Source organism: Sphingobium sp. BHU LFT2, from assembly GCF_018604485.1.
Classification (GTDB): Bacteria; Pseudomonadota; Alphaproteobacteria; order Sphingomonadales; family Sphingomonadaceae; genus Sphingobium; species Sphingobium yanoikuyae_A.
Genome location: NZ_JAFCGW010000013.1, coordinates 1 through 23,989, shown reverse-complemented (window position 1 = coordinate 23,989; position 23,989 = coordinate 1). Strand labels below are relative to the sequence as shown.

Below are 23,989 nucleotides of genomic sequence, written 5' to 3'. Positions count from 1 at the left end.
GGCACCTTTCATCGGCCGCGGGCCTTCATGGTTTGCGCCACAGGAAATAGGTGCCCTCGACATAGCCGTTGAGGCCGCAATAGTCGCGGGTGCCCCGTTTGTTCGGCGAAGAATGCTCCTCGATCTTCAGAGCCGCACCCACGCGCCTGGGTTCGATGATCATGTCGGAACTCGTGCTCACGAACCCACCTTCGATGACGCCACCCAGCTCGCAGACCCAGCGTCCGGTCGTTGGCTCAGCCGTGTTCACGCCAAGCGACAGTGTTCCATCAGACTCCTTGGTAATAGCCGCTTCACCCGCGATATTCCGCCAACGTCCCTCCAGCGAGCGAGATCCCTCGGGAGGGACGACGATCCCGGCAAGCAGGTCCCGGCGCGCACGAAGCTGCGCGAGCAAGCGCGTACGTCCGCTCTCGGTCGGCTCGTAAAGCTCGTCGCGAACCGTAATAAAAACGCGCTGATCTTCACGCAACGCTGCGGCAGCGCCCTTGTCCAACAGCCGGGTCAGGAGTCCGAACTGTTCCCCAATCTGCCAGTCGAGACGGGCAGCTTCGCCGCTTGCGCAAATCGCGCGCTCGACCGGCGAACGGGCCTTGCCGCAATCGAACGAGGGTGATGACCCTTGCCTTTGCGCTGCCACCGGAGCGTGCGGGACTGCCAGGGCGACCGCGATGGCAAGGGCTGCGAGAGACTTCGTCATGATGTACGCCCCTCACTCGGCGCAAGCGACACGATAATGGGAGACGGTCGGGTCGTCACCGTCCCCGACCGTCGTGACAGACAACGTGCCCGCCGCTTGCCGATACTCGAAGTTGCAATACCCAAATCCCGTGCCGGCGCAGCTCTCGACTTCAGGAAAGCGGTCGGTATATCCGCGTTCCGCAACTCCAAGTTCCGGATCTCTGTCAGCGCGCTGGATTATCGGCTGCCACCCCTTAGACTGCACCGCAGCGCGCGCCTGGCTGATCGGCTGCCCGAAGATGTTCGGGACGGCCGCGTGCCCCTTGCAGACCTTGTCCTGCCCAGCGACCGGCTGCACGGCGATGTCGCCGTCACTGCTCACTTCGACGTCCGCGATCGGCCGTGGAGAGATATCCCCGTCCCACAGCCGTATCCGCTGCGATTCCGAACCCTTGGACTCGAAGCTTCCGATCGTCGTTTGCGCCGAAGCTGGGGCATAGGCGATCGCCACAAGCGCGTCGTCCCGGAAAAAGCCGACATTGCCGTGACGCACATCGCACGATCCGCTGGTGCCCTGATTGAAATCGCCGGCGAAACTGACAGCCTGATAAGCGCCAATCCGCGCTTCGCCGGTCACGCGCCAACCGGCCGCGGCGACCTGTCGTCCGACCCGGGTTTGAGGCTTGATCCAGGTACCCTCGCAGGCGGTGCGATCGCCGCTGGCTGGTGCTTTTGGCAGCCGCGTCAGCTTTTCGATCGCCACGCCCTGGACCGAGCTGGCGACGCTTACCTGAAAGATATGTTCGGCCGCATTCTCAGAACGCTGCTGGGAAGACGCACTCCTAGCAGCGGAATCTTGCGAAGCCTCTGATTCTTTCGCCGCCGAGCATGCCGACAAAAGGCAAAATCCGAGCAGGGCAGGATTGATCGCAAATTTCATCCGGCACGATCCTTTGCGCAGTTGAAAGGGACTCGCAAATACAGGATCTAGCTATCAATTAAATCTCCACTGTTCAATATAAAATCGACAGTGGTTAATTGGGGGCGTCGGCGGCCTTATCCGCTGCAGCGGCGAGCACTTCACGGACCCGGGCCAGCGCCATGTCGACAGGCGCCGCTTCGCCCATGAGCCGAAAGCTGCCGCTCAGGTCGAATGCGCAGTGACCATGAACGATGGCGATCAGCGACCGCGCAAGGCTGCCCGCGCCGGTGCGCGCCTGTTCCGGAAGGGCATTGCGCACTTCCGTGACGACGATCTCGGTCAATTCGCTGCGCAGCCAGTCATGCTCCTGCGGCATCTCCATGTCGCTGGGCAGATGATGATCGTAGATTGCCGTCCACGCCTTGCGGTTCGACCGCGCGAAGGCGAAATAGCACTCCACCAGGGTCGCGATCCGGTCCGTGCCGCCCTTCTCAAGCGCCTCGCGCATGAACTGCGCCCACAACCGAAAAGTGCGGGTATTGATCGCGATGATCAGGTGATCATAGTCGCCAAAGACATTGTAAATTGTGCCGACCGAATAGCCTATGCGCTTGGCGACCTCTCGCGCGGAGAAGCGGGCAAAGCCCACTTCCGCCATATGCTTGTGGCCTTCCACCACGAGCATGTGATGCAATTCTTCCCGGCTATGATCTGCTCGACGTCCCATTGCGTCCGCTATAGGCCAGAAAATGAACGCCGTCCAAATTTGTCATGATCGAGCAATGAATCAGGGTATCATGCGTGGCGATGCCAGCAGGCCTTCCTTGGTATATTGCGGTTTGTCCGTCCACGTCATGACCCGCATGAGAGCGCCACCGGCTTGGGCGAAGCGGCCGCAGCCCGCCTCGTCCCTGTCTTCCTTGAGAATGCCCGACTGCGTAGCGCCGATGCGCATGCCCTCGAGATAGGTCCCGGCCCATAGCTGATCTTCTGGATGCAGAGCGTTCTTGTGCGCCTCCAGGATCCCGGCCGCGTTACGTCGTATCGCTTGCGCGTCCTCATCCGAAACCATGCGACAAAGCTGCCCGATCGTTGCAAGCCGTTCCAGCGCGACAGTCTGGACGGCCATCGCCTTGAAAATCCGGCGAAGCGGATCGGGCTCGAGCCTTTCCTGCATTTGTTGAATTTCTTCCTGGACGGAAACGCGTTGGGCCGACGATTGTCCCGGCAGGAGAAGTGAAGGGACGAATGCTGCCGCAATGAGTGCGAACGTTCGGAATCTCATGCGCTATCCTTTCGGAACTGGCGGGTCACGGCGTCATACGCGCAGGCGCCACGCTTCCGTCGGGCATCCGCTGCGGCTTGTTCGTCCAGGTCATGATCCTCATCAGCGCGCCGCCGGGCTTGGCGAAGCGAGCGCAGGCATCGGCCTGGATGGAGTCGACGAAGTCGACCACGCGCAGCGCGCCGACCCGCAGCCCCTGAAGATAGCCGCGTGCCCAATCACGCTCTTTTTCCGGTAAATCCGCCGCATGCGCTTCCAGCATCTCGCGGCTACGGGCGCGGATCGTCGCGGCATCCTCATCGGAGATGCTCCTGCATTTTTCGCCGATCGCGACGAAGCGGTCGAGACGAACCGACTGCTCCGCCTTCAGCGCATAGACTTCGCGCAGGAACGCGGCATCTGCCTCGATCATCCGCGAACCCGCCGCGACCGATCCAGCAGGGACCGCCCCCGTCAGCAGCCAACCGGCAATCGTAATGGCCCCGACGCGACAGAATGCAGTCATCCTCTCCTCATCCCAGCGAGCCCAGGAAAGCAGTGATCTGATCGGTCCAGCGCATCTCGGTCTGGATATCGGTATCGGTCGGGAAGCACACCGCATAATAGTCGTGGAGTACCTGCTTGCATCGCCAGTCCTTGCCCAGAGCCTGGCCGCTCGTCCCGGGGAGGATGGCGGCGAAGATATGCTCGTTCTTGATGCCGACCATCAGGTCGGGCATTTCGTCGTCTGTCCCGTAGGACTGGCACAGTCGATCGAACGGCAGCCGCTCGTCGTCGAGGCAGCCATTTTGTCGCGCCAGGCCGGTTCCTTCGGCGAGGAAGCGCCGCTGGAACGCAGCACCTTCAGGCGTGCGGAGGTTCCACCCCTGCGTCGAAAGCACCCGCAACGCCGCGACGGCGGGCGCTTGGGCACGTCCTTGTGCCCGTACGTCCGGGGGTGAACCCAGCGCCAGGGCCACCGCGGCTACGAGCGCTGCGCTTCGATGATATAACTTACCTGCTTTCATCGCCTGTCCTTCTCAATGGGAAAATAGATGCCGGACAAGGTTCCCATGAGGCCGCATTGGGGACGGCGTCCCTCGTCCGCCACGTGAAGCAGCCCATCCTTCAATTGAAGCGAGATATGCTCACCTTCCGTCCCTTTGTGGATCAACTGGCCATTCTCCTGGCGAAAGGTGCCTGTGAATTCGCAGGTCCAGCCAAACATCTCGGGTTCAGCGGCCCAGCCCTCGACGTCGTAGCCGCCATTCGACCCTGCAAAAAGCATCTCGCCGGAAACATTGCGCCATAAGCCGACGGGCCTCGAACGTCGCGGCTGCGTGCGATTGAGGCCCGCCAGATAGGCATCCAGCCTCCCCTCCAGATACTGGCGGTCTTCCTTCCTCAACGTCTTCTCGTCGACCTGCGAATCGACTTCACGCATCAGGCTGCGGCGGAAGCGGCGTTCATCTGTCGCGATTGGCGAGCGCAGCGCGGGATTGGCTTTGGAAAGCATGGCTATCCGTTGCCGGATGGAAAGCGCACGGGCGGCCAGATCATCGCTTTTCAGCGCCGCATCGATGCGAGCCTCCAGCACATGGCAGGCGAGAGCCGCGACTCTGTCACCGGCGGGGCCGGCTCGGTAGCGTTCGGCGAAACCATCGCCGCGCAAATGGCATGACAGCCATTGCGGCCCGGCAGCCAAAGCCGATCGCGACACGTCGCGGGCATCTTCGATCAGTTGCCAGCAGCCATCGTCAGCGCGCGCGAATGTCAGGCGATTGGGCTTGTCGTAGGTTTCCGCGACCAGTTCGGGGTGATCTTCATCGAAGCGCGCTTTGATCCAGTCGGCCTGCCAGACAGGCGACGAGCGCGCAGGCGCGCCAGTTTCGCCGGTTGGGTGTACCGGGCCGGTTGCGTAGCTGGTCGTGATCGTGACGTCACGTCCGACTTCCCCTGGACGGCTTTGGGTTCGATAGTGCACGCCGACGAATTCCAGCGGGAAAGTGTCGGCATATGCCGTAAGTGGGACTTGCCGGTTCGCGTCAGGGGTGACGAAACGCACGGTCGGCGCGGTGTAACGCGGCCGGATAGAGGGGTTGCGGACATAGGCGTTGAGGAACGAGGCGAAGTCTCCCGCAGGACAGGCGCTCGTCTGTCGCTCGCGTCCCGGTGCGGCGTAAGCATTCGGCGCAACGATTGGGGACAGCAATCCCAGCGCCGCCCCCGCAGCCACGAAGGTGGCGGCCAGTTTCACTGGACATCCCCAGGCAGGGGATAGGAAAGCCCTGCGCCCATCTGGCCGAAATAGGCCGGCGACGTCGGGGCAAGCCGCGACCAACGGACCTGCCCCTCTCCCTCGTCTCCCATATTGCCTGTTTCGGTCCGCATTCGGCCGGTCAGATAGTTGACGCTCCGCTTCGTCATTTCGCCGCTGTTGCGCATCCACTCCGTGCTGTCGACGCCGATCAGGCGGAAGCCCCGGCCATCGCGGCGAAAGCGCAGCGTCCGAGTTTCCGCGCGCCAACTGCCCATTCCCATGAAGAATCGCAGCTTGATGACGATGACGCCATCGTGGATTTCAGCGCCATCGAATGCGTCTTCGAAATTGCGGTGTTCACGCGCGGGGATCAGGCTTTCGTCGGTTGCCACGATTTCGCAGTCCGGTCCGTCCTGGCGCGGCCGAGCGATCGTCAGGCGATAGCCGTTGAGGTTCTCTTCGCGCGCAGGGGCCGAACCTTGGCGCTCGATTTGCGAGGACGTGCCGCGCGGGGGCGTCGGCATGGGGCTTCTCGCCTGCGATATGACCAGCAGGTCCTCCCGATCGTCGCCGTCGACATCTCCTGATACTACCTCTGCAAGCCTGAAATGCCCAGGAATGAGCCGGCGAACATCGCATCCGCCATAATGATCTATGTGGTCTTCTGCGGCATGTTGAGTGTCGCTCGTCTGCCGCCCACTGGCCAGCGCGTAATGTGCAGCACCTGGCGGCACGCTTCCTGCACCGCAAGAGACGACCGGCGTTTGGACGGATTGAAGAGCGGCATTGTCTGGTAGGGCACAGCCGACGAGCAAAGTTGCGATCATCACCGGGCTCGATCCTCCGCCTTATGGATCGAGCAGCCCATACGCGCCATGTGATGGTCGGACGGGCGCTTTCTGGTAAAACTCAGCATGGTCTCGCCGGGGCTGTAGCGCGTCCCGGCTTCGTCTCGCGACGCCTCAGCATAGACCGGCATGGCCGTTGCCTCCAGATCGATCCGGTAGATCGCCGTGCGTCCTGGATCATTGCCTTCGCCATAGCGGTCCGTTGCGCAGCCATCGGCGACCAGCACGACCTTGTCGCGGCCCCGCAGTTGCCGGCGCAGAACGCCGGCATAATCCGCGCTGGCATGATATTTGACCAGCTCGATGGTGCGAACGCCCTCACGCGCATCCCCCTGCACAAGGAGGCGCGCATCGCCTTCGTTCGCCTTGACGGCGCGATTGTCTGCGCCCACGCCCTTGGGGACCATCACCTCGCCGAAGCCTTGGAGGCGTAGCTGCCCCTGCCATTCAAGCCGACCGTTCCCCTGCGGCGCATCGGGCGGAAGGAATGTGCGCCAGCGCACGCCAGGAATCGTGCGCCATTGCGATGGCGGCGCGCCTTCAGCGAGCCGGAGCAATAATTCCCGCAGAGGGCTCGGTTGCGCGTGCATGGAGGCGGCAGCGGCATGGGTGAGCGCACTCCCCACGACTGCGAAGGCGATTATCCAGGGCGTGCGACTTGGACGCATAAAGGCTCCTCCGAGGACGCAAGAATATTGAACATCGTTCACAAAAATGGCAAGTCGCTTTATTGAGCACTGGCCAATTGGAGCGGCGATGCAGTCTTTCATAACAGCAAGCGGACAGTTTCTGCCGGGCAAGCCGATCGCCAATGACGCCATTTCGGCGCATATCGGTATGATCTCAGAGCGTTGCGAGCGTGAAGGGCGCCTGGCGTTGCGGCAGAATGGCATCCGTCACCGCCATTATGCGATGGATTCGAACGGCGAGAGCGATTGGACAGTGTCACATCTCGCAGCTGCGGCGCTGGATGATCTGCTGTCACGCGCCGAACTGGACCGCGACGCCATCGGCTATCTCGCGACAGCGACCACGCAGAACGACCTTCTGGTGCCGGGCCTCGCAAGCGCCGTTCACGGCTTGTCCGGTCTGCCGCCCCTCGAATTGTCGAGCCATCAGAGCGTCTGCGCCTCCTCGATGATGGCGCTCAAAGGCGCCGCTCTTCAGGTCGCGGCGGGAGAGCATCGCGCCGCTCTGGCGCTCGGTGCGGAATTTGCGAGCCGCTATTTTCGTCCCGGTCACTATATCGGGACCGAAACCCTGTCCGCGGACGGCGTGCTGCCGCGCGACGCGGCATTCCTCCGCTGGACGCTGAGCGATGGCGCAGCCGGTGTGCTGATCGAGGACCGTCCCGCCGCACACGGACTGTCGCTTCGGATCGACTGGATTATGTCGCGCTCCTTTGCGGATCGTTTCGCGCCGTGCATGACCGGCGGGGCGGTCAAAGGCGAAGATGGGGTCATCATGCCCTGGAGCCATTCCGCCTCGATAAGCGAGGCGGCTTCGCGCGGAGCCTTCCAGTTGCGGCAGGATATGGACGCGCTGCATCGCATGTTGCCGGTCTGGCTCGGCGAATTCATGCGGCTCGTCGATGAGGGGCGTTTCGTGCCCGATGAGATCGACTGGTTCCTGTGCCACTTTTCCGCGAAATCCCTGCGCGAGGAGATGGTGCGGCTCGCCACGCGGGCCGGCTGTATGATCCCGGAGGAGCGCTGGTTCACGAACCTCTATGACAAGGGCAATGTCGGCGCGGCGTCGCCCTTCCTGCTGATCGACGACCTGCTGCGGTCGCAGCAATTGCGTCCGGGGCAGAAGATCCTGTGCGCCGTGCCGGAGAGCGGCCAATGCATCATGGCCCACGCCTTGATGACTGTGGTGGAGAGAGAAGGATGAGCGCGACGGTCTCAACGCATGTGGAAGCCGCCCAGCGGGGACTGGCAAGGATATGGATCGATTTCGAAAGCGCGCTGGCGACCGTTCCGGTCATTGCGCGGCTGCTGGGCGGACGGCTGCGGATCGAGGACTATCGCAGCCTCCTGTTCAATCTGCGTCAGCAGGTGGTCGACGGGGGCCGTTGGATTAGCCGCGCGGCCTCCAACCTGTCGCATGAGGAATTGCGCTCGCTGTTCATCCGCCATGCTGCCGCCGAGCACAGGGACTATCGGCTGCTGGAGGACAATTATGTCGCGGCGGGCGGCGATCGCGAAGCCATTCGCGGTGGCTCCCGCAACATCGGCTCGGAGGCGTTGAGCGCCTTCATGTTTCATGCCGCCTCGCAGCCGGACCCGGTTGGCCTGCTTGGCGCCATGTTCATCATCGAGGGGCTTGGCCAGCGCCTCGCCGGCCCATGGGCGGCGATGATCCGCGAGCAGCTTGGCCTGCCGCAGGAAGCAGTGAGCTTCCTCGCCTATCATGGCGAGAATGATGAGGATCATCTGGCGATGTTCGACGAGGCGCTGGCGCTTGCCGTACAAGACGCCGCGACCGCCACCGATGTCATCCGCCACGCCAAGGTTATCGCGCGGCTCTACCGCCTGCAATTGGAAGAACTGGACAATGTCTGATCGCGCCGGTTCCGACGGGCTTAGTCTCGCCGATTGGGACAGGAACGATCCCGATCCCTGGCTCGCGCTGATGATGGATCGCTCGCTGCCCATCGATCCACGGGCCAAGGCGGCGCTGTTGCGCGACCAGCGCTCGCGCAGCCGGCAATTCCTGCTGCCGCTGGTTCGGCCCTTCGCCCGCCTGTCGATCATCGCGGCGCAACTGGTCCATACCGTGAGTCCGCGCTGGCCGCATGCACCGCGCTTGCTGCATCGGACGATCGCGTTCGGCATGCGGCACTTCCTGACGCCCGATGCCAATCTCCTGATCCTGCGCCACTTCCACCTGGGTGCGCAGATACTGCGTTTCATCGCCGACAATGCGACGCCCGGATTTCGCCCGGACCTGTGGCCGATGGAGCCACGCCGGATCGACGACGTGCGTGACGACCTGTTCCTGCGTCACGACCTCAATATCTACAATTTCCTGATCGCCCTCAACGCGGAGCTGGATAAGCGCGGCGCGCGGATCGAGCGGGTGCAAAGCCTCGATTTCTCGGCGATCACTGATGAGATTGCCCTTGATCCACTGCCGCGCGGACGCTTCGCCTTTATCGACCTTCAGACGGCGATCGAGCTCTATACGCCCGCTTATGCCCTGCTGCTGACCGACCGCGATTTCTGGCGCGCGACGAACTCGCTGCAACTGGATGAGACGATCGGTCTCTATGTGGCGCGGCTGACGGGAGAAGAAAAACATCTGGCGATGGTCGTCAATCAGCATCCGATGGTGCCGCACAGCACACTGCGCGCGGGGTTTCGGCTGATGCTCCATGGCCTCTCGACCGAACTGCTTCATGGCTTCCTGCGTGAAATGAAAGCGCGCCACACTGATTAGGAGGTAGGATGACGAGACGATTACTCAACACCGCCGGGCTGTCGGCGATTGCCGTTATCGCGCTCGCGCTCCTGAATGTCCCTGCGCTCGCACAGACCGCCTGTCCCTATGGCGCGCAGCAAGGGGGCGCCATGTGCCTACCCGATGCGCCCGCCGCGCCGGGACCGGAAGCGGCACCGGCAGCGCCGCGGTGGAGAACGACATGGGGAGCGATCGCTTACGACAACGAGACAGGATCAACAGGGACCGCGACCGGCCAGCGTTCCGAGAAGCGTGCTACCCAGGCGGCCATACAGAAATGCGAGGGATTGGGCGGTCGGGCATGCCAACTGTTACTTGCCTATCATAATCAGTGCGTGGTGATCGCCGATCCGTTCCACAACGGCCAAGCTGCAGCCGGCGGGCAAAGCATCAACCAAAGCGCCGCAACCATCACCCAGGCTACCAGCATTGCGCTCTCCAGCTGTTCGGAGAAAAATGGCGGGCTTCAATGCCGGATCGTCTATTCCGCATGCAGCGCGCCTGTTCTGGAGAATTGATATGATCGTCCGTCTTGCTTGCACTGTTCTGGCGGCGCTCCTCGTACCGGCGTCCGTCGCGCTTTCCCAGCAGGAGAAGGGAGCGCCATTTTCCGGGGCTTGGGAGCATCGAGATACCTATCAGGGTGAGTCGATCTGGGCTTGGGAAGCCATGATCCAGAAGGGGCAGCGGGTCTGCGCAATAAGTCAGGATTTTGCCACGAACGCTTACTATACCCATCGTCTCACCGGGACAGCAGATGGGAACCGTGTGCATTTCGATCGGATCTGCGGTGATCGTGGCATGGAGACCGACGCCTATTGCACTGCCCGGGCGCCGAACGGTGCAGACCCATATGGATGGCGCAGCTACAATCAGACACTCCATCTGTGCCGCGATCGGCTGACGCCGTCGTCTTCCGGCTGTAATAGCGTGGCGGAGGACGCGGGAATGACCCGAACTTCCGCCGATCGCCTCCCGCTGTCCGAGGAAGACCGTGCCTGGCTTTCTGCCTGTGCGGCCCGCGAATGAACGTGAAGGATAGTCGATGATCGCAAAGGCTTGCCCGGGTCTTCTCCTTGCCCCGCTATTGGCGTCGTGTGCGGCCAGTTCGCAATCGGATTTCGCCGCCGAGATCAGGACGCACGTCCGCACAGGAATGCCGCTGGAGCAGGCCTCAGCATCCCTCCTGGCAGCAGGGTTTGAATGCGGTGAGAACAGCCTTGCGAACGACGGGTCCGCCGATCTGGTATGCAGCCGCGAGAAATCTCATCGACTCCTCGCCAGTTGCATTCAGCGCGTCATTGTCTCCGCACCGCCACCGGCACGGCTGGTCCGTGCGATCGAAGTGCTGCAGCCTGCCTGTGCCGGATTGTGAAGCCGCAGCCAGTCAGGACAAAGGGCATTTCGCAGTGACGCCCGGCCGAACGACATAGCGATCGGTGCTGATGTCGTAGCCCCGATAACGCCGGGCACATTCCCACTGCCGTTTTGACATGCGCTGCTCCTTGGCTGCGCCGCGGCGCTTGGCCTGCTGATTTTTGACCATACGCTGCTGATGCAGCCGAATGTTCGCGTCGCGTTGAGCCTGAAGATGGGCGCCCAGATAGTCCTGAGCAAAGGCCGGAACAGCCGAGGCGACCAGGCTAACAGCTGCAATCCCGAAAGCGATGAACCTCGATTTCCGCATGGAGGGCTCCCTCGTTTCTATCGACAAGGATGCTATACCGATTAATTGAACGATGGAAAATATTTTCGGGTGAACGCATCTCAATTCGTCTCAGCCCTGCGGCACCTTAGCGTGATGGAAATGAAAAATTGCAAGAGAGGTCGGGCGGGATAAGAGTGATCGATGACCCCTACTCTAATTTCGCCCTCGCAACTGGCGAGCGGCGAGCAAATGTCTGGGGAACGATAGCGCACAGCCAGTTTTCGCGAATTTTAAGTCTTCCATCCCCATGTCACAGCGGCCATTCCTGAGACCATGAACGGGCAGACATATAGAGCGAGAGTTTCAGGCTGTTTTGCGCTCCTGTGTCCGAGCGCAGTAATCTTGGTTCAGACTGGAACTGAGGCTCACGCCCAGGATATTGTCGTCACTGGTCAAAAAGGAAGGCTCGACACACAGCCGCTTCGCCATTTCGACGCGCAGGACCTGCGAGCTTTGGGCATCACCAGCATTCAGGATCTGATGCAAAGACTGGGGGCGGAAGCAAAGGGTCCCGACGGCTCGAATCCGGTATTCGCCATCAACGGCCGTCGGCCGCTCGACGATGATGAAGTGGAGACGCTGCCCTTCGATGCACTCCTGTCCTTTGACGTTCTGCCTCAGGTGGCCGCCGCGCGACTGGGATATTCGCCAAACCAGCCCGTGATGAACCTCGTCACCAAGCCCAAATTTCAGGGCTTCGAAGCTATGGTGAACGGCCAGGCCAGTACGGATGGCGGGGGCGGAGCGCGGGACGGGCGTCTTGCCATGACGCGCCTTCGCGGCAAGAGCCGCCTGACCCTCTCAGCCACAGTCTTGGATCAGAGCGAATTGCGGCAGAGCCGACGGTCGATCCGGCCCGATCCCGACCAGATTTTCGACAGCACCGGTAACATTACCGGTCTGGACGGCGGGGAAATCGATCCCCGGTTCAGCATGCTCGCGGGCGAGACCGTGACTATAGCCGCTGTCCCGCTCGATCCTGGTGAGCGCAACATCCTCAATGCCTACCTGTCCGGTGCGAACCGACCCAATGTCAGCGACCTTGGCGCCTATCGTAGCCTTCAGCCGGTAAAGCGATCGATGAAGATTTCGGGCTTCCTCAGTCAGCCGATCTCGGATGATATTACCGGCGCGCTCAGTCTCTCGGTTGAACAGGAGCGCAGCCGGTCGCTTCAAGGGCTGGCAGCGGCCTCGATCCTTGTACCCGCGGACAATAGCTACGCGCCTTTTGCCACGGATATCCTCCTCAATCGTTATCTGGTCGAGGTTGGCCCGCTGGAGCAGCGCGGCAATATGCTGTCCCTACACGCGGCCGCAGGCTTGACCGGGACTCTCAGCGGATGGAACTGGTCGCTACGCCTCAATCACGATCGCAAACGCAGTAGGATCGCCAGCGAACTCGGCTTCGATCTCAGCGAGGTGCAGGCGGCTGTCCTGTCAGGCAGCGACCCGTTCTCGATCATATCTGCACAGGGGCCCGATCCGAGTGTGACGGATCGGTCCCGCTCCGTCCAGAATACGACCGATGCCCAACTTATCCTCAACGGCATCATCGGATCGCTTCCTGCCGGACCGGTCAGCCTCACCGCCACGCTGAGTGCGCAGCGCTCGTCCAGCGACAGTGCCTCGGCCATGTTTCCCGACGCGGATGCTCATATCGGGCGAAGCGAGGGCGGCGGTGCGGTAACAGCGGCGATACCGATCGCGTCGGCGGCCGACAATGTGTTGCCCTTCCTGGGACGGCTTTCAGCCGAGCTCTCGGGTGGCCTGACCGCGATCAGTCGCTATGCAGCGCTCAAGAACGCGCATGCGAGCCTGATCTGGACACCCGCAAAGCGGGTCCAGTTGCTCGCGACGCTCAGGCATGCGCAGACCGCGCCAAAGCTGGATCTTCTCGGCGCACCTCGGACAGCGACCCCCAACACGCCGTTCGTCGATCTTGTGTCAGGCGAGAGCCTCCTCGTCACGTCGATCGCCGGAGGCAACTCCGACCTGCTGGCGGAACGGCGTCGCACGCTGACATTCACTGCCAATTTTCGTCCGCTGCCTACCGAAGCCTTGCGCACCAGCATCATCTATGAAGAGGCCGCAATACGCGATCAGTCGGCGAGCCTTTCCATTCTGACACCGGCTATTGCCGCTGCCTATCAGGATCGTTTTGTACGTGATGAAACAGGACAACTGACGACGGTCGATCTGCGGCCGGTCAACCTTCATCGCGAGAAGCATCGGACGGTCAAGGCGACAGTCACCTATTCCGGACAGATCGGGGCGAAGCCGGAGAAGCCGCCTGAAGGCGAACTGCAGAAGATGACCTACCTTCATGCCTCGGTGACGCCGGCCTGGAAGCTGGAAGACAGGCTGGTGCTCGCGCCCGGCGCTCCGCCGCTCGACCTTCTGGGCGGGGACAGTATTTCAGCGAGCGGCGGCAGGCCACGCTGGGATGTACAGGCCGATCTCGGACTGTCGCGCAATGGTCTCGGCATGTATTTGCAGTCCGTGTGGCATTCCGGGAGCAGGGTACGCAGCCCGATCGCTGAAGCGGATCTGCGTTTCGCGAGCCTGGGGACGACCGGTCTCATCATCTATGCCGACATGGAGCAACTTTATCCCAAGGCAGGGTGGGCAAAAAAACTGATGATCGACCTCAACGTCAAGAATATTACCAACGCCCGCCCGCAAGTTCGTGACCGATCCGGCGAGACGCCGATCAGTCAGCAAGCCGCTTATCTCGATCCGTTGGGACGGGCGATCAGCCTGCGCCTTTTCAAGCGGTTCTGATATACACTGGCCACGTTGCAAGCCAACTTGGGCAGCGAGCGCGCGCCTATTTGATTCGGCAAAAACTGCTTGTCCTTGCGACCCTGACTCGTTCGGGTTACTTCTCAGTGCCGATCACCAGACTATCTGCTCCCGCGCGCCATCGCGAAACTTCGCGCCATGTGCTCGGCAAAACCGTTCTCGAGCGGGTGGAACGTCCAACGCGTGGCTTCGTCGCGAATGGCATCGAGGTCGGCGGCGACTTGGTCAATGGTCCATTCCGGGCGGTAGACGCCTCGCGTTTCGGTGATGAAAGCCCGCGCGATGCGGCCCGCCATTGAGACGTAAAGTTCGCCTGAGACCGGACAATTTTCATGCGCCAGCAGGCCGACCACGGGTGCGACAAGCTCGGGCCCCATTGGCGGATACTGCTTCACGTCAAGCCCGTCCGCCATGCGCGTGACCGCGCCGGGCAGGATCACGTTGGACTTCACGCCCCGATCCGCCCCTTCGATGGCGACCATGTTGTTGAGGCCGATCATCGCCGACTTCGCCATGGCATAGTTCACGCCGTGAGCGATGGAGTAAAGCCCGCCGATCGAGCCGCTGAGCACCACGCGCCCGTAGCCTGCCGCCGCCATCCGCTCGAACGCGGGGCGCACGACGTTGAACGCGCCGAGCAGATGAACGTCGATCACCGCGCGGAAATCCTCATGGCTGATCGCATCGAGCGCACCATAGCGCACGTTGCCTGCCGAATGGATCAGCACGTCGATCTGCCCGAACGCATCGAGCGCGACCTCGACGATAGCCCTGCCCCCTTCCGGGCTCGCGACACTGTCAGTGGAGGCCACCGCTTCGCAGCCCGTGGCGCGCAAGGCCTCGGCCGCGTCCTCAGCCGGACCGCAACCGCCACCCTCGCCCGACATGGCGCTCCCGTTGTCATTGATTACGATACGCGCGCCAAGCGAACCGAGCAATTGCGCATAGGCAAACCCCAGCCCGCGCGCGCCGCCGGTAATTACAATGACGCGTCCATCGAAACGACGCTCGCTCATGGCATTCTCCATGTTGTCGATCCCGGTTCCCAGAGCGGTGCACCCCGGCTCTCGCGCAAGGAGGGGATCGTGCGCCCGTCCCGGTCGGTCAGGCCGTATTCGGCGGCCAGTTCGGCATTGACGAAAGTCCCGCCCGACTTCGCGGCAAGCTGCGTGTCCGCCGCCAGTACCGCGATCACCCGCCCGGGAAACTCGGGCGAGGAGCCGACGGCGCTGTTCAACTGGCTGGCCATGCCGGGCACCGTCTTCAGGTTCTCCATCGCGCGCTCGGTATAGGTGAACCCCTGCCAGAGCGAGACGGCGGATACCCCCGTTCCGCGCAGTTCGTGGCCCATGTCGCGCATCATGCGATCCATGGCGGTCTTGGTCGTGCCGAAGACGACGTCGTAGGTATAGGTCACTCCCACATAGCCCGAGAGCCCGGCGATCAGGCCCGATCCCTGCGGCACCATGATCCGCGCGGCGTGCCAGGCGGCGATAAAGGCCGCACGCATGCCGGTGTGCCATATCTGCCATTCGTCGGCGAGCGGCTTTTCCCAGAAGCCGGTGCGCTGCGTCATGGAATCGGGAATGGCCATGGCGTTGTTGACCAGCACGTCGAGCCGCCCCTCTTCGCGGCGGACCTGTTCGAACACCGCAGCGATCTGTGCGTCGTCAAGGAGGTCCATGGCAACCGCCACGCCGCGCCCGCCGCGCGCGTTGACTTCCGCCACGGTTTCTTCCAGCGACCCCGGAAGGACATGCCCCCCGGCGCCGACGGTTCGCCCGGTGACGTACACGGTCGCACCTTCATCGGCGAGCGCACAGGCGACGCCCTTGCCGATCCCCCGGCTTGCTCCGGTGACGACGGCGACGCGGCCCGCGAGCGTGCCCATCAGGACTTCGCCGGGTTCGCGGGCGCCCGGCGATTCACCAGCGGGCGCTGGTAGGACGGGTCCTCCGGGCTGCGCGAGGATACGCCGTTGACCGCGATGTCAGGTACGTCGGCAAAGGGAATCGGCATGGGTGGGGGCAGGCAGCCCCACTCGATCACGTTGGTGCGCAGGGCGATCCGCCATTCGCCGTCACGGCGCTCGAGCCGGTCGATGTAGCGCCCGCCGGCGATCCACAGACTCTCGTCGCGGTTGCGGCCGACGAACTGGTAGTAAGTCTCCGAATGCGCGGCATCGTCATCGAGATCGATCATCGTCTGCAGCAGGGCGTGGTGCGTCACGATCTGTCCGGCCTCGTGCATCGGCACGGCCCAGTCCCAGCAATCCGCCGCGCTGCCGACGAAGGGACCCGCCGCCATCTCGGCATCGTCCCAGAAGGCGGAAAGGTAGATATCGCGGTCGAAACGGTCCATCCCGCGCGAGAAGCGGGCCAGGCATTCCTGGATGTCCTGCTTGTCGAGCAGCGCGTCGATGCGCGCATCACGGCGCGTGAGGCGGTCACTTGCCACGGTAGTTCACCTCCGAGATCGGCTTCCAGATCGGCGAGCCCCAGCTTTCGCGGGCGGAAGCGATGGTGCTGCCATCCACATCGGTGATGCCGTATTCCTGGGCGAGTTCCGCCGTGACGTATTCGCCGCCGGAGCGCTTCATCACATCCGGATCGGCTGCCAGCGCGGCAATCACGCGGCCGGGATGCTCCACCGAACTTCCCTGCATCGAGGTGATCGACTTGGTCATCTTGTCCCCCATCCTGGCAAGGTTGTCCCTGGCCTTTTCCGTCAGCGTCAGGCCCTGCCACAAGGTGAGCGAGGCGACACCGTGGGGTTCCAGCTCGATCGCCATGTCGCGCGCCATGCGGTCCACAGCCGACTTGGACGTGCCGAAGATCACGCCATAGGTATAAGTCACTACCGCGAAGCCAGAGATGGCGACGATCAGTCCCGACTTCTGCGGCGCCATCAACTTGGCCGCGTGCCAAGCCGCGACGTAGTTGGATTTCACCCCCACATCCCACATCTCAAGGTTCGATAGCGGCTTTTCCCAGAAGCCCTTGGGCTCCAGCAGGTCGTCCGAAAGGGTGAAGGCGTTGTTGACGAGGATGTCGAGCCGGTCCGCTTCCGAGGCAATGCGGGCGAACAGCGCTTCCACCGCCGCGTCGTCGCCATGGTCGCAGGCGACGGCGATGCCCCGGCCTCCGCTCCCCCTGCCCCGCTCGTCGCACCCGGCGGCAGTGCCGCCCACCGTGCCCGGCAGGTAGTAGTCACCCTCGCGCACGGTGCGGCCGGTGACGTAGACGGTCGCACCCTGCTCGGCGAGGACAAGTGCGATCCCCTTGCCGATCCCACGGCTGGCGCCGGTGACCAGCGCCACCTTGCCGGCAAGCGGCGCGCTCATGCCTTGTCCTCGGCGAACCAGCGCTCTGAGTAGTCGCCCTTGGCGCGGCCCGGGAAATGCTCGGCGGTGAAGGGATAACCCATCACGCCCTTCGACCAGTCGGCCGCCGCGCCCCAGTCCTGCTCCCAGTCGTAGAGCATCACGCGATCGACGATGCGCCATTCGTCGCCGCGCTTCTCGAAGCGGTCGAGGTAGCGCCCGCCGATGCAGGTGTCGCGGTCGCCCTCGCCCATGTCTACCCGATGGTACGAGAAGACGTGCGTCTCGGCCTTGGCCACGTCGCCGTCCAGTTCGATATGGGTCTGGCCCAGCAGGTGCTGGGTGTCCTTGATCGCCTCGGCTCCGGGTACGACCCAGGCGAGATAGGTTTCGAAATCGCCGCCATGGACGCCATAGTCGAAGCGCGCCCCGGGCCACCAGCAAGAGCGGATGACATCGGCGCTGCGCCGGTCCTCGCCGCGTGCCAGGCGGGCGACGCACGAACGGATCGCCTCGCGGTCGAGCAGTTCGTGCAGTATTTCTTCCATCGGAAACTCCACTCGATCATGGCTGCCTATGCAAAATTAACGGAATTTCACGCCCAATTCGACACCATAGGTGACCGGCGAGTTCCAGACCGAGCCGGTACCGAGCGTGTTGAACAGCACCTGCGTGCGATAGCGTCGGCCGGTGACGTTGTCCCCGAAGGCGGCGACAGTGAACGTCTCGCTCGGATCGGTCCACTGCGCGCGCAGGCTCAGCACCTCGTAGCCGTTCTGCCGGAACTGCTGCTCCGGATCGAAGTAGAAGCTGGAGGTGTAGTAGAGGTTGCCAGAAACCAGCAGCCTGCCGCCGCCCAGATCGAGGCCGTAGCTCGCGCCGACATTGCCGGTGAACTCGGGCGCGCGCTGCATCTTGTAGCCCGAGGCGTCGGTCGATGCCTGGACGATGCCGCCGGGGTTCTGGGTGCCCGAATAGGCGCAGTTCATCGGATTGGCGAAGTCGGTGACAGCGGGGTCGCAATAGCCGTAGAACGGCGCGTTCGGGAACGACTTGTACCGCGCATGGGTCCAGGCGACGCCGGCGTTAAGGTTGAAGTCCCGGCTGACGGCATAGCGCACTTGCGCCTCGAGGCCGTAGATCTCCGAGGAAGCGGCATTGCGGATCTGCGCCGCGCCGTCCTGGTAGCTCGACACCTGAAGGTTCTTGTAGTCGTAGTAGAAGCCGGCAAGGTCGACCTGCAGCGTGCGGTTGTCGAACTTGTAGCCGACTTCGAAGGCGTTGATCTTCTCGGGCTTCACCGGCTGCTGCGAATAGCCGCCGACGTTGAGGATGCCCGCCTTGTAGCCGCGCGTGAACGATCCGTAGACGCTCGAATCCTCGCTTGGCTTGTAGCGCAGCACGACGCGCGGGGTGAAGCTGTCGTTCTTGAGGGTGTTCACGGGGATGCGGTCGCCCGGGTTGCCGGTGAAGGGCACGTTCTCGCCATCGGGGCCGGTGTAGCCGGTCAGCGGCGTCGTGAAGTTGGCGGTGAAGTAGGCATCGCCCACCACGTCGTGGCTATAGCGCCCCCCAAGTGTCACGAAGAACCGGTCATTGACCTCGTAGGTCGCGTCAAGGAACGCCGCATAGGACGTCGTCTTGGTGCTGGAACCGCCGAAGGGCGCGAACGGCGCGCCGCCGAACGACGCTCCGATCGTCCAGGTGTCGCGGATCTGGAAGTAGTTGAGCCCCGCCGTCCACTGCAGCCGGCTACCCGGCTTCGAGTTCAGTAGGAATTCCTGGCTCCACGTCTCGTCATCGACCCCGACGTAGATGTTGAACGCGGGAATCGCCGTCGCATCGAGGTCACCGTAGTAGGGCGACAGGTCCTTGCGATACTGGGTGTAGCTGGTCAGGTCCGCGAAGCCGAGGTCGGCGTTAATCGTCCCCTGCAGCGCATCCGAATTGGTGCGGAAGCTCAGCGGCTTGTTGAGCAGAATTTCGCCCGGCCGCGTAGCGTAGGCGGAGGCAGGTGTTCCGTAGCCGACCAGCGGAAGCCCCTTCGAGCTGTTTAGCCCGTAGATCGCCAGTCCTGCGGGCGATACCTTGTCGAAAAAGCCGGCATCGCCGCTTTTATCGACATAGGCGTTCACCAGCTGCGTGGTGGGATCGTCCGTCTCCGCATGAACCCAGCGCAGCAGGACCGAGACATCGTCGGTCAGTTCAGCCTTGAGGCCCAGGCGCAACGACCAGTTCTCGTACTGGCCGATCTTGTCGTCGCCGGTGCCGATTTCCGTGAAGTAGCCATCACCCCGGCGGTATAGCCCCTCGATGTCAAGGGCGACCCTGTCGCTGATGCCATAGGTGGCGTAAGCCTGCGCCTTGAGGGAGTTGAAGCGGCCGTAGCTGACCTTGGCCTGTGCGCTCGTATCGGTGCTCGGCTCGGCGGTGGTGACGATGATGGCGCCGCCGGTGGTGTTGCGGCCGAACAACGTGCCCTGCGGCCCCTTCAGCACCTGGATACTGTGGACATTGAGCAGGTCGAAATCCGACAAGTAGGTGTTGGCCTGGAAAAAGCCGTCTACGTAGATGCCGACGTTCGGGCCACCACCAGAGGTCGTGATGGCGGTGCCGACGCCGCGGATGGTCGGCTGTACCGCTGGCCCCTGCGCATCGAAGCGCAGGCCGGGCGTAAGCTTGGCAGTGTCTGAAAGCTGCCGCACGTTCGCGGTTGAGAGCTGGTCCTGCCCCAAGGTCGTCACGCTGATCGGCACATCGCGCGAGGCTTCCTCGCGCCGCTGCGCTGTGACGATGATCTCGTTGGCACCGCCCTCGCCAGTCGACTCCTGCGCCAGGGCCGGAGCAGCGGTTACGAAGACTGCCTCGATAGCCAGCAGAGATGCGGCGGCCTTGGTAACGCGTGTAGTCATCATTCCCTCCCCGTAGACCTGTGGTCCTTGCAATTCTGGGAAACAGCGTGGCCACTCGCAGCCACGCATACTCGTTCACCCCAGGCTCATGCCGCAGATTTGAGGTGGCGACTTGACCGAAGTGGACAGGCGATGCAGCCTTTGCACCGAAGGGGGGCGACGCCAACCCCGAATCCCCTGATCATCGCCCTTCCCTTGTATGCGAAAGACCCGCCGATGCCATTCATCGCCGATGCGGAATTTGGGCGCCTCAATAATCCGCTACTTCGGCATTTTCCGGAACTGGTGAAATCACTTGGCGGCGACGCTAACGAACTCTTGCCGTTGGCCGGTATATCCGCCCGGGACCTTCGCGATGACATCGTCGAACTGACATATCCGGAGGCGATCCGGCTACTGGCCCATGCGGCCAACCGCCTGGGCTGTCGCGATTTTGGAATGCGGCTGGCACTTCGGCAGCGCGGAGGGGCGATCTTCGGGCCGCTGGGCAACACCATGCGCCATTAGAAAACATTCGGAGACGCCCTACACTTCGCAAGCGCGCACATCGGCGCTCACAGCCGCGGCGCGCGCGTGTGGCTACGGCCATATCCTGCCGAGGGCACTATTTTCGCGGGACATGAATTGCTGCTGGAGACCAGCGCCGAGCGTATCCAGGCCATCGAGCAGATTCTTCTGATCGGCCATGTCGAGGCCATGGAGATGACTGGCGGTTACGCACGAGCGCGCTGTGTTCACTTCAGGCACGAACCCCTGTCGCCACCTCGCGACTATCACCGCTATTTCGGCTGCGAGGTCCGTTTCGGAGAGCCGGCGGACGGGATCACGTTCTCGGACCGCGACCTGGCCAGCCCGATGCTGCGCCAGAACGCGCAAGTCCACCGGGAATTGGTGACATACATCAAGAGGCATTATCCCAAGCACCGACCGCCCTTCGAAGCCGAAGTGCGCGGGCTCATCATGCGCAGGCTGGCCCAGGGGGACTGCGCAAGCGCTGAAGTCGCACGTGCGCTGAACATCCACCATCGCACCTTGCGACGCCGGCTGAAGGAGGAAGGCACCAGCTTTCAGGAAGTCAAGGACGACGTCCGCCGGGATATGACGCTCTATTACCTTCAGCAGACCGATCTCGATTTCCGTGAGATTTCGGAGAAACTGGGCTTCGCCGAGCAGGCGGTGTTCTCTCGCAGTTGCCGACGCTGGTTCGGGGATTCTCCCACGCGGATACGAGGCTCGCACCCTTCCCGACAGCACGGCTGATTTTGCCTTCATTGGTTAAGCGAAGCGCCCTCAAATTCGCGCGTCCCTCTCCCTGACGACAAACGAGCGGATGCGGCCCCCAATCCCCGCCATGGATGCGACGACAGCTATTACATAAGGTAAACGCATCATCACCCTCTGTCGCTATGTCAGAATGAAATAAATGCTCTCAGATGCTGGCCCGCATCAACTGGACGGTCACTCTGCGATTTCTCATACCCGACGAACTATATAGAATACAGAAATACAAAATACTTTCTCCATGCTATGAAGCTATTTGCTATCCTGTACGACAGCTTCGATCGCACTTCGGGACAGCGATAAAATACGTCCAGCAGCGAATCGCTGAATCAGGAGAGCATCCTTGTCTTCCTGCCTGAAGGCTCCATCAAAGGTCGAAGCGAATATCCGCGCCCATCCCGCATCATAAGTGTCGCCTTCGACATGAATGACGCTCATTGATGGCCAGGTCACCAGCTTATTGGTTTCAGGATCGTGCACCTCGGCGCTGCCGATCAGAATCTGCCTTGTCCTGAGAGGTGTCGCGTCGTCCGAGGACGTGCGTTGAATCTTAAAACTATAGGTGCCGCTTTGAGGATAGACAAAATCCACTATGGACGCAGGAGACGATACGCGTAGGTTGAACTCTTTCCTGCTATTGTTGCCACCGTCTGCTTCTAGCGCACGCCACTCATCATCAGGAATCGGTCGCCCGGAAACGATGATCGCTCCTCCTGTTTCGTCCAGCGGCCGTGCAACCGATATGATGAGTCGGGTCGACAGTTCGGACGCTGTGGAAGCCTTGGCGGCTTCGTTTCTCAGGGTTAGCCTCGATGTCGCCACAATCGTGGCGGGAACCAACATGCCGACAGACAGAAGAATGAGAATAGCGAGAGTTGTTTTTGGTACCATGATCGTTGCGTCCTGTGCTCGCGTACCGCGTTTGCCATACAAATTTTCGCGAACATCAGTTGGCGCGACAAGGGAACGCGCCCGCAAGGCCATCGGCCACGAGCGATGACGCGCCTTCCTGAAGACGATCGGATGGAAGGGCGCGCAGATAGGTGTAGGCGCGATCGACAAGTTCGTGAGGCAGGATCGTCACTGCGCCGCACCATCGTTTGCTGGTAGCGCCCGCCACGCCAAAGATGTAGGCGTTGGCCCGGGCGCTAGACAGAGTACGATCATGCTCGCTGCCGGCTGATCCATCTATCGCCCTGCCTTCCAATCCCCTGATATGGTCTAAACCGCTGAATATCCCGTCGCGCCGCCTGCCTTCGGGGGGTGCCCACGCGACGCTCATAGGCAAACCTACCGAGAGTATCGGCAGCCGAAAAATTACTCGAAACTGATTAACTGCCGTCATCGTCCACTCCGTTGATCTTACGGTCAACAGCGCTACTTCAATATAAGCGATTGCTCAAAATGGCTGACCCTGCGCATTCGGGTATCGTGTATCGTTTATAAGCCTTCCGCAGGAACTGCTTGCCTTTTTCAGTCAGGCCCGATGCGTCAACAAACGCTGAAAACGAGCCAGCCTGATCTCGCACATTGCCGATCTGGGCGATCATCGCCTTGCTTCCGAATACGACGTGGAAGCGCTCGCCAGCGGGGAGCCACACAAAAAGCGGCTTGGGCGAGAATTCAAGTATGATGTCCTCGTGCAAGACCTGAAAAAGACAGTCCCATGCGCGCCCCGGATCCATGCTAGTGGTTTTCTCCGGCTGCTTGCCGAACTCGGCATGGAAAATACTTATCGCTGCCCCCTCGATTCGAGCAATCTCTGCCAAAACAAAGAATGCGCTTCGATCAAGGATATCTGGTAACACTTGAGTAGCCCCTAGTTTTCTAGACGCCTTCTGCTTTCAAAATCTGCTGCCGTTCGAACTGTGCGGGTGACAGCATCCCGTTCCTGACCTGCTTGCGCACTGGGTTGTAGAACATCTCGATGTAATCGAACACGTCCTGCCGGGCATCCTCGCGTGTTTTGTAAGTCCGGCGCCGGATGCGCTCTCGCTTGAGCGAGGAGAAAAAGCTCTCGGCGACGGCGTTGTCATGGCAGTTGCCGCGCCGGCTCATCGAATGCTCAAGATTGTGAGCCCGGATGAAGGCCGCCCAGTCCATGCTGGTGAACTGCGAACCCTGATCCGAATGGATCAGCACCCGCTGCTTCGGCTTGCGCCGCCATACTGCCATGTGCAGCGCTTGCAACACCGCATCGGTGGTCTGCCTGCTCTGCATCGACCAGCCCACCACGCGGCGGGAATAGAGATCGATCACGACAGCCAGATAGGCAAAGCCCTCCAGGGTGCGGATGTAGGTGATGTCCGTCACCCAGGCCCGATCGGGAGCTGCGACGTCAAACTGACGATCCAGAGTATTGTCGACCGCCAGGGACGGTTTGCCGCCATAGCTGCCGGGCCGGCGCTTGTAGCCGACCTGCGCCCTGATAGCCGCCAGCCTGGTCAACCGGGCAACGCGGTTGGGGCAGCAGGTCTCGCCATGATCCAGCAGGTCATCGTGTAGCTTGCGATAGCCGTAGACCTTA

28 protein-coding genes and 1 pseudogene are annotated in these 23,989 nt (G+C 62.1%); 9 read left to right on the top strand and 20 right to left on the bottom strand.

The genetic code is table 11. The features are described from left to right. Positions 1–25: 25 nt before the first annotated feature. From JQK15_RS20090 to JQK15_RS20050, 9 genes are all read right to left on the bottom strand, one after another. Positions 26–700: a lysozyme inhibitor LprI family protein gene (locus JQK15_RS20090; RefSeq protein WP_214867223.1), complete on the bottom strand. Its 675-nt coding sequence runs from the start codon at positions 698–700 to the stop codon at positions 26–28. A 12-nt stretch (positions 701–712) separates the two neighbouring features. Next, the gene (locus tag JQK15_RS20085) at positions 713–1,621 is read right to left on the bottom strand and encodes a hypothetical protein (RefSeq protein ID WP_214867221.1); all 909 of its coding nucleotides are present in this window, start codon (positions 1,619–1,621) and stop codon (positions 713–715) included. A gap of 94 nt (positions 1,622–1,715) precedes the next feature. Beyond that, positions 1,716–2,288, bottom strand: a complete 573-nt coding sequence (locus tag JQK15_RS20080; RefSeq protein WP_251007891.1) for a TetR/AcrR family transcriptional regulator — start codon at positions 2,286–2,288, stop codon at positions 1,716–1,718. Positions 2,289–2,390: 102 nt separating this feature from the next. Continuing rightward, positions 2,391–2,888: a hypothetical protein gene (locus JQK15_RS20075; protein WP_214867217.1), complete on the bottom strand. Its 498-nt coding sequence runs from the start codon at positions 2,886–2,888 to the stop codon at positions 2,391–2,393. A gap of 25 nt (positions 2,889–2,913) precedes the next feature. Beyond that, the gene (locus tag JQK15_RS20070; RefSeq protein ID WP_214867215.1) at positions 2,914–3,393 is read right to left on the bottom strand and encodes a hypothetical protein; all 480 of its coding nucleotides are present in this window, start codon (positions 3,391–3,393) and stop codon (positions 2,914–2,916) included. Between the two features lie 7 nt (positions 3,394–3,400). Continuing rightward, positions 3,401–3,895: a hypothetical protein gene (locus JQK15_RS20065; protein ID WP_214867213.1), complete on the bottom strand. Its 495-nt coding sequence runs from the start codon at positions 3,893–3,895 to the stop codon at positions 3,401–3,403. Continuing rightward, positions 3,892–5,124: a hypothetical protein gene (locus JQK15_RS20060; protein ID WP_214867210.1), complete on the bottom strand. Its 1,233-nt coding sequence runs from the start codon at positions 5,122–5,124 to the stop codon at positions 3,892–3,894. The genes JQK15_RS20065 and JQK15_RS20060 overlap by 4 nt, the downstream gene beginning before the upstream one ends. Next, positions 5,121–5,954: a hypothetical protein gene (locus JQK15_RS20055; protein WP_214867208.1), complete on the bottom strand. Its 834-nt coding sequence runs from the start codon at positions 5,952–5,954 to the stop codon at positions 5,121–5,123. The genes JQK15_RS20060 and JQK15_RS20055 overlap by 4 nt, the downstream gene beginning before the upstream one ends. Further along, entirely contained in the window at positions 5,954–6,643 is a 690-nt protein-coding gene (locus JQK15_RS20050) for a hypothetical protein (protein WP_214867205.1), read from the bottom strand. Before JQK15_RS20050 ends, JQK15_RS20055 begins: the two co-directional genes overlap by 1 nt. A gap of 88 nt (positions 6,644–6,731) precedes the next feature. On the opposite strand from JQK15_RS20050, the gene JQK15_RS20045 reads away from it, so the two are divergent. The 6 genes from JQK15_RS20045 to JQK15_RS20020 are packed head-to-tail and all read left to right on the top strand — an operon-like array spanning position 6,732 to position 10,812. Then, on the top strand, positions 6,732–7,868 hold the full coding sequence (locus JQK15_RS20045; RefSeq protein ID WP_214867203.1) for a 3-oxoacyl-[acyl-carrier-protein] synthase III C-terminal domain-containing protein: 1,137 nt from the start codon (positions 6,732–6,734) through the stop codon (positions 7,866–7,868). After that, positions 7,865–8,539, top strand: a complete 675-nt coding sequence (locus tag JQK15_RS20040) for an iron-containing redox enzyme family protein (RefSeq protein ID WP_214867201.1) — start codon at positions 7,865–7,867, stop codon at positions 8,537–8,539. Before JQK15_RS20045 ends, JQK15_RS20040 begins: the two co-directional genes overlap by 4 nt. After that, the gene (locus tag JQK15_RS20035) at positions 8,532–9,416 is read left to right on the top strand and encodes a DUF6999 family protein (RefSeq protein WP_214867199.1); all 885 of its coding nucleotides are present in this window, start codon (positions 8,532–8,534) and stop codon (positions 9,414–9,416) included. The genes JQK15_RS20040 and JQK15_RS20035 overlap by 8 nt, the downstream gene beginning before the upstream one ends. 8 nt (positions 9,417–9,424) lie before the next feature. Then, positions 9,425–9,955: a DUF4189 domain-containing protein gene (locus JQK15_RS20030; RefSeq protein WP_214867197.1), complete on the top strand. Its 531-nt coding sequence runs from the start codon at positions 9,425–9,427 to the stop codon at positions 9,953–9,955. A 1-nt stretch (position 9,956) separates the two neighbouring features. Continuing rightward, positions 9,957–10,466, top strand: coding sequence for a hypothetical protein (locus JQK15_RS20025; protein WP_214867194.1), 510 nt, complete (start codon positions 9,957–9,959; stop codon positions 10,464–10,466). A 16-nt stretch (positions 10,467–10,482) separates the two neighbouring features. Next, positions 10,483–10,812 carry a hypothetical protein gene (locus tag JQK15_RS20020; protein WP_214867193.1) on the top strand — a complete coding sequence of 110 codons (330 nt, stop codon included), beginning with the start codon at positions 10,483–10,485 and terminating at the stop codon, positions 10,810–10,812. A 12-nt stretch (positions 10,813–10,824) separates the two neighbouring features. Here the strand turns inward: JQK15_RS20020 and JQK15_RS20015 are convergent, their stop codons facing one another. Next, positions 10,825–11,124 carry a BA14K family protein gene (locus JQK15_RS20015; protein ID WP_214867191.1) on the bottom strand — a complete coding sequence of 100 codons (300 nt, stop codon included), beginning with the start codon at positions 11,122–11,124 and terminating at the stop codon, positions 10,825–10,827. A 363-nt stretch (positions 11,125–11,487) separates the two neighbouring features. Between JQK15_RS20015 and JQK15_RS20010 the strand changes: the two genes are divergently transcribed. Further along, a complete protein-coding gene (locus JQK15_RS20010; RefSeq protein WP_214867189.1) occupies positions 11,488–13,926 on the top strand; it encodes a hypothetical protein in 2,439 nt (812 codons plus the stop codon). A gap of 122 nt (positions 13,927–14,048) precedes the next feature. On the opposite strand, the gene JQK15_RS20005 is transcribed toward JQK15_RS20010, so the two are convergent. The 6 genes from JQK15_RS20005 to JQK15_RS19980 are packed head-to-tail and all read right to left on the bottom strand — an operon-like array spanning position 14,049 to position 20,184. Then, on the bottom strand, positions 14,049–14,963 hold the full coding sequence (locus JQK15_RS20005; protein ID WP_214867187.1) for an SDR family NAD(P)-dependent oxidoreductase: 915 nt from the start codon (positions 14,961–14,963) through the stop codon (positions 14,049–14,051). Next, positions 14,960–15,838, bottom strand: coding sequence for an SDR family NAD(P)-dependent oxidoreductase (locus tag JQK15_RS20000; RefSeq protein ID WP_214867185.1), 879 nt, complete (start codon positions 15,836–15,838; stop codon positions 14,960–14,962). The genes JQK15_RS20005 and JQK15_RS20000 overlap by 4 nt, the downstream gene beginning before the upstream one ends. After that, positions 15,838–16,404 (bottom strand): nuclear transport factor 2 family protein, encoded by a 567-nt coding sequence (locus JQK15_RS19995; RefSeq protein ID WP_353047231.1) that lies wholly within the window; start codon positions 16,402–16,404, stop codon positions 15,838–15,840. Before JQK15_RS19995 ends, JQK15_RS20000 begins: the two co-directional genes overlap by 1 nt. Continuing rightward, positions 16,394–17,290 (bottom strand): SDR family NAD(P)-dependent oxidoreductase, encoded by an 897-nt coding sequence (locus JQK15_RS19990; RefSeq protein ID WP_214867183.1) that lies wholly within the window; start codon positions 17,288–17,290, stop codon positions 16,394–16,396. The genes JQK15_RS19995 and JQK15_RS19990 overlap by 11 nt, the downstream gene beginning before the upstream one ends. Next, on the bottom strand, positions 17,287–17,817 hold the full coding sequence (locus tag JQK15_RS19985; RefSeq protein WP_214867181.1) for a nuclear transport factor 2 family protein: 531 nt from the start codon (positions 17,815–17,817) through the stop codon (positions 17,287–17,289). Before JQK15_RS19985 ends, JQK15_RS19990 begins: the two co-directional genes overlap by 4 nt. Before the next feature lie 36 nt (positions 17,818–17,853). Further along, positions 17,854–20,184, bottom strand: a complete 2,331-nt coding sequence (locus JQK15_RS19980; RefSeq protein WP_251007890.1) for a TonB-dependent receptor — start codon at positions 20,182–20,184, stop codon at positions 17,854–17,856. 129 nt (positions 20,185–20,313) lie between these two features. On the opposite strand from JQK15_RS19980, the pseudogene JQK15_RS26990 reads away from it, so the two are divergent. Both JQK15_RS26990 and JQK15_RS26985 read left to right on the top strand, forming a co-directional pair. Further along, positions 20,314–21,027: pseudogene (locus tag JQK15_RS26990) on the top strand (AraC family transcriptional regulator ligand-binding domain-containing protein); the annotation flags it as partial. 9 nt (positions 21,028–21,036) lie between these two features. Further along, on the top strand, positions 21,037–21,441 hold the full coding sequence (locus tag JQK15_RS26985) for a helix-turn-helix transcriptional regulator (RefSeq protein WP_353047240.1): 405 nt from the start codon (positions 21,037–21,039) through the stop codon (positions 21,439–21,441). Positions 21,442–21,714: 273 nt separating this feature from the next. Here JQK15_RS26985 and JQK15_RS19970 read toward each other — a convergent pair whose 3' ends face one another. The 4 genes from JQK15_RS19970 to JQK15_RS19955 all read right to left on the bottom strand — a co-directional run. After that, complete coding sequence (locus JQK15_RS19970; RefSeq protein ID WP_214867179.1) at positions 21,715–22,353, bottom strand: hypothetical protein; 639 nt, start codon at positions 22,351–22,353, stop codon at positions 21,715–21,717. Positions 22,354–22,408: 55 nt separating this feature from the next. Continuing rightward, positions 22,409–22,807, bottom strand: a complete 399-nt coding sequence (locus JQK15_RS19965) for a Rap1a/Tai family immunity protein (protein WP_214867177.1) — start codon at positions 22,805–22,807, stop codon at positions 22,409–22,411. 37 nt (positions 22,808–22,844) lie between these two features. Further along, entirely contained in the window at positions 22,845–23,270 is a 426-nt protein-coding gene (locus JQK15_RS19960; RefSeq protein WP_214867175.1) for a hypothetical protein, read from the bottom strand. A gap of 19 nt (positions 23,271–23,289) precedes the next feature. Next, positions 23,290–23,989, bottom strand: a 700-nt coding sequence (locus JQK15_RS19955) for an IS3 family transposase (protein ID WP_214867173.1), incomplete at its 5' end; no start/stop codon positions are given.

Bases quoted from the DNA above. Each gene is read 5' to 3' on its own strand.
- JQK15_RS20090 (WP_214867223.1), bottom strand. From the start codon at position 700: ATGACGAAGTCTCTCGCAGCCCTTGCCATCGCGGTCGCCCTGGCAGTC.
- JQK15_RS20085 (WP_214867221.1), bottom strand. From the start codon at position 1,621: ATGAAATTTGCGATCAATCCTGCCCTGCTCGGATTTTGCCTTTTGTCG.
- JQK15_RS20080 (WP_251007891.1), bottom strand. From the start codon at position 2,288: ATGCTCGTGGTGGAAGGCCACAAGCATATGGCGGAAGTGGGCTTTGCC.
- JQK15_RS20075 (WP_214867217.1), bottom strand. From the start codon at position 2,888: ATGAGATTCCGAACGTTCGCACTCATTGCGGCAGCATTCGTCCCTTCA.
- JQK15_RS20070 (WP_214867215.1), bottom strand. From the start codon at position 3,393: ATGACTGCATTCTGTCGCGTCGGGGCCATTACGATTGCCGGTTGGCTG.
- JQK15_RS20065 (WP_214867213.1), bottom strand. From the start codon at position 3,895: ATGAAAGCAGGTAAGTTATATCATCGAAGCGCAGCGCTCGTAGCCGCG.
- JQK15_RS20055 (WP_214867208.1), bottom strand. From the start codon at position 5,954: ATGATCGCAACTTTGCTCGTCGGCTGTGCCCTACCAGACAATGCCGCT.
- JQK15_RS20050 (WP_214867205.1), bottom strand. From the start codon at position 6,643: ATGCGTCCAAGTCGCACGCCCTGGATAATCGCCTTCGCAGTCGTGGGG.
- JQK15_RS20045 (WP_214867203.1), top strand. From the start codon at position 6,732: ATGCAGTCTTTCATAACAGCAAGCGGACAGTTTCTGCCGGGCAAGCCG.
- JQK15_RS20040 (WP_214867201.1), top strand. From the start codon at position 7,865: ATGAGCGCGACGGTCTCAACGCATGTGGAAGCCGCCCAGCGGGGACTG.
- JQK15_RS20035 (WP_214867199.1), top strand. From the start codon at position 8,532: ATGTCTGATCGCGCCGGTTCCGACGGGCTTAGTCTCGCCGATTGGGAC.
- JQK15_RS20030 (WP_214867197.1), top strand. From the start codon at position 9,425: ATGACGAGACGATTACTCAACACCGCCGGGCTGTCGGCGATTGCCGTT.
- JQK15_RS20025 (WP_214867194.1), top strand. From the start codon at position 9,957: ATGATCGTCCGTCTTGCTTGCACTGTTCTGGCGGCGCTCCTCGTACCG.
- JQK15_RS20020 (WP_214867193.1), top strand. From the start codon at position 10,483: ATGATCGCAAAGGCTTGCCCGGGTCTTCTCCTTGCCCCGCTATTGGCG.
- JQK15_RS20015 (WP_214867191.1), bottom strand. From the start codon at position 11,124: ATGCGGAAATCGAGGTTCATCGCTTTCGGGATTGCAGCTGTTAGCCTG.
- JQK15_RS20005 (WP_214867187.1), bottom strand. From the start codon at position 14,963: ATGAGCGAGCGTCGTTTCGATGGACGCGTCATTGTAATTACCGGCGGC.
- JQK15_RS20000 (WP_214867185.1), bottom strand. From the start codon at position 15,838: ATGGGCACGCTCGCGGGCCGCGTCGCCGTCGTCACCGGAGCAAGCCGG.
- JQK15_RS19990 (WP_214867183.1), bottom strand. From the start codon at position 17,290: ATGAGCGCGCCGCTTGCCGGCAAGGTGGCGCTGGTCACCGGCGCCAGC.
- JQK15_RS19985 (WP_214867181.1), bottom strand. From the start codon at position 17,817: ATGGAAGAAATACTGCACGAACTGCTCGACCGCGAGGCGATCCGTTCG.
- JQK15_RS19980 (WP_251007890.1), bottom strand. From the start codon at position 20,184: ATGATGACTACACGCGTTACCAAGGCCGCCGCATCTCTGCTGGCTATC.
- JQK15_RS26985 (WP_353047240.1), top strand. From the start codon at position 21,037: ATGCTGCGCCAGAACGCGCAAGTCCACCGGGAATTGGTGACATACATC.
- JQK15_RS19970 (WP_214867179.1), bottom strand. From the start codon at position 22,353: ATGGTACCAAAAACAACTCTCGCTATTCTCATTCTTCTGTCTGTCGGC.
- JQK15_RS19965 (WP_214867177.1), bottom strand. From the start codon at position 22,807: ATGACGGCAGTTAATCAGTTTCGAGTAATTTTTCGGCTGCCGATACTC.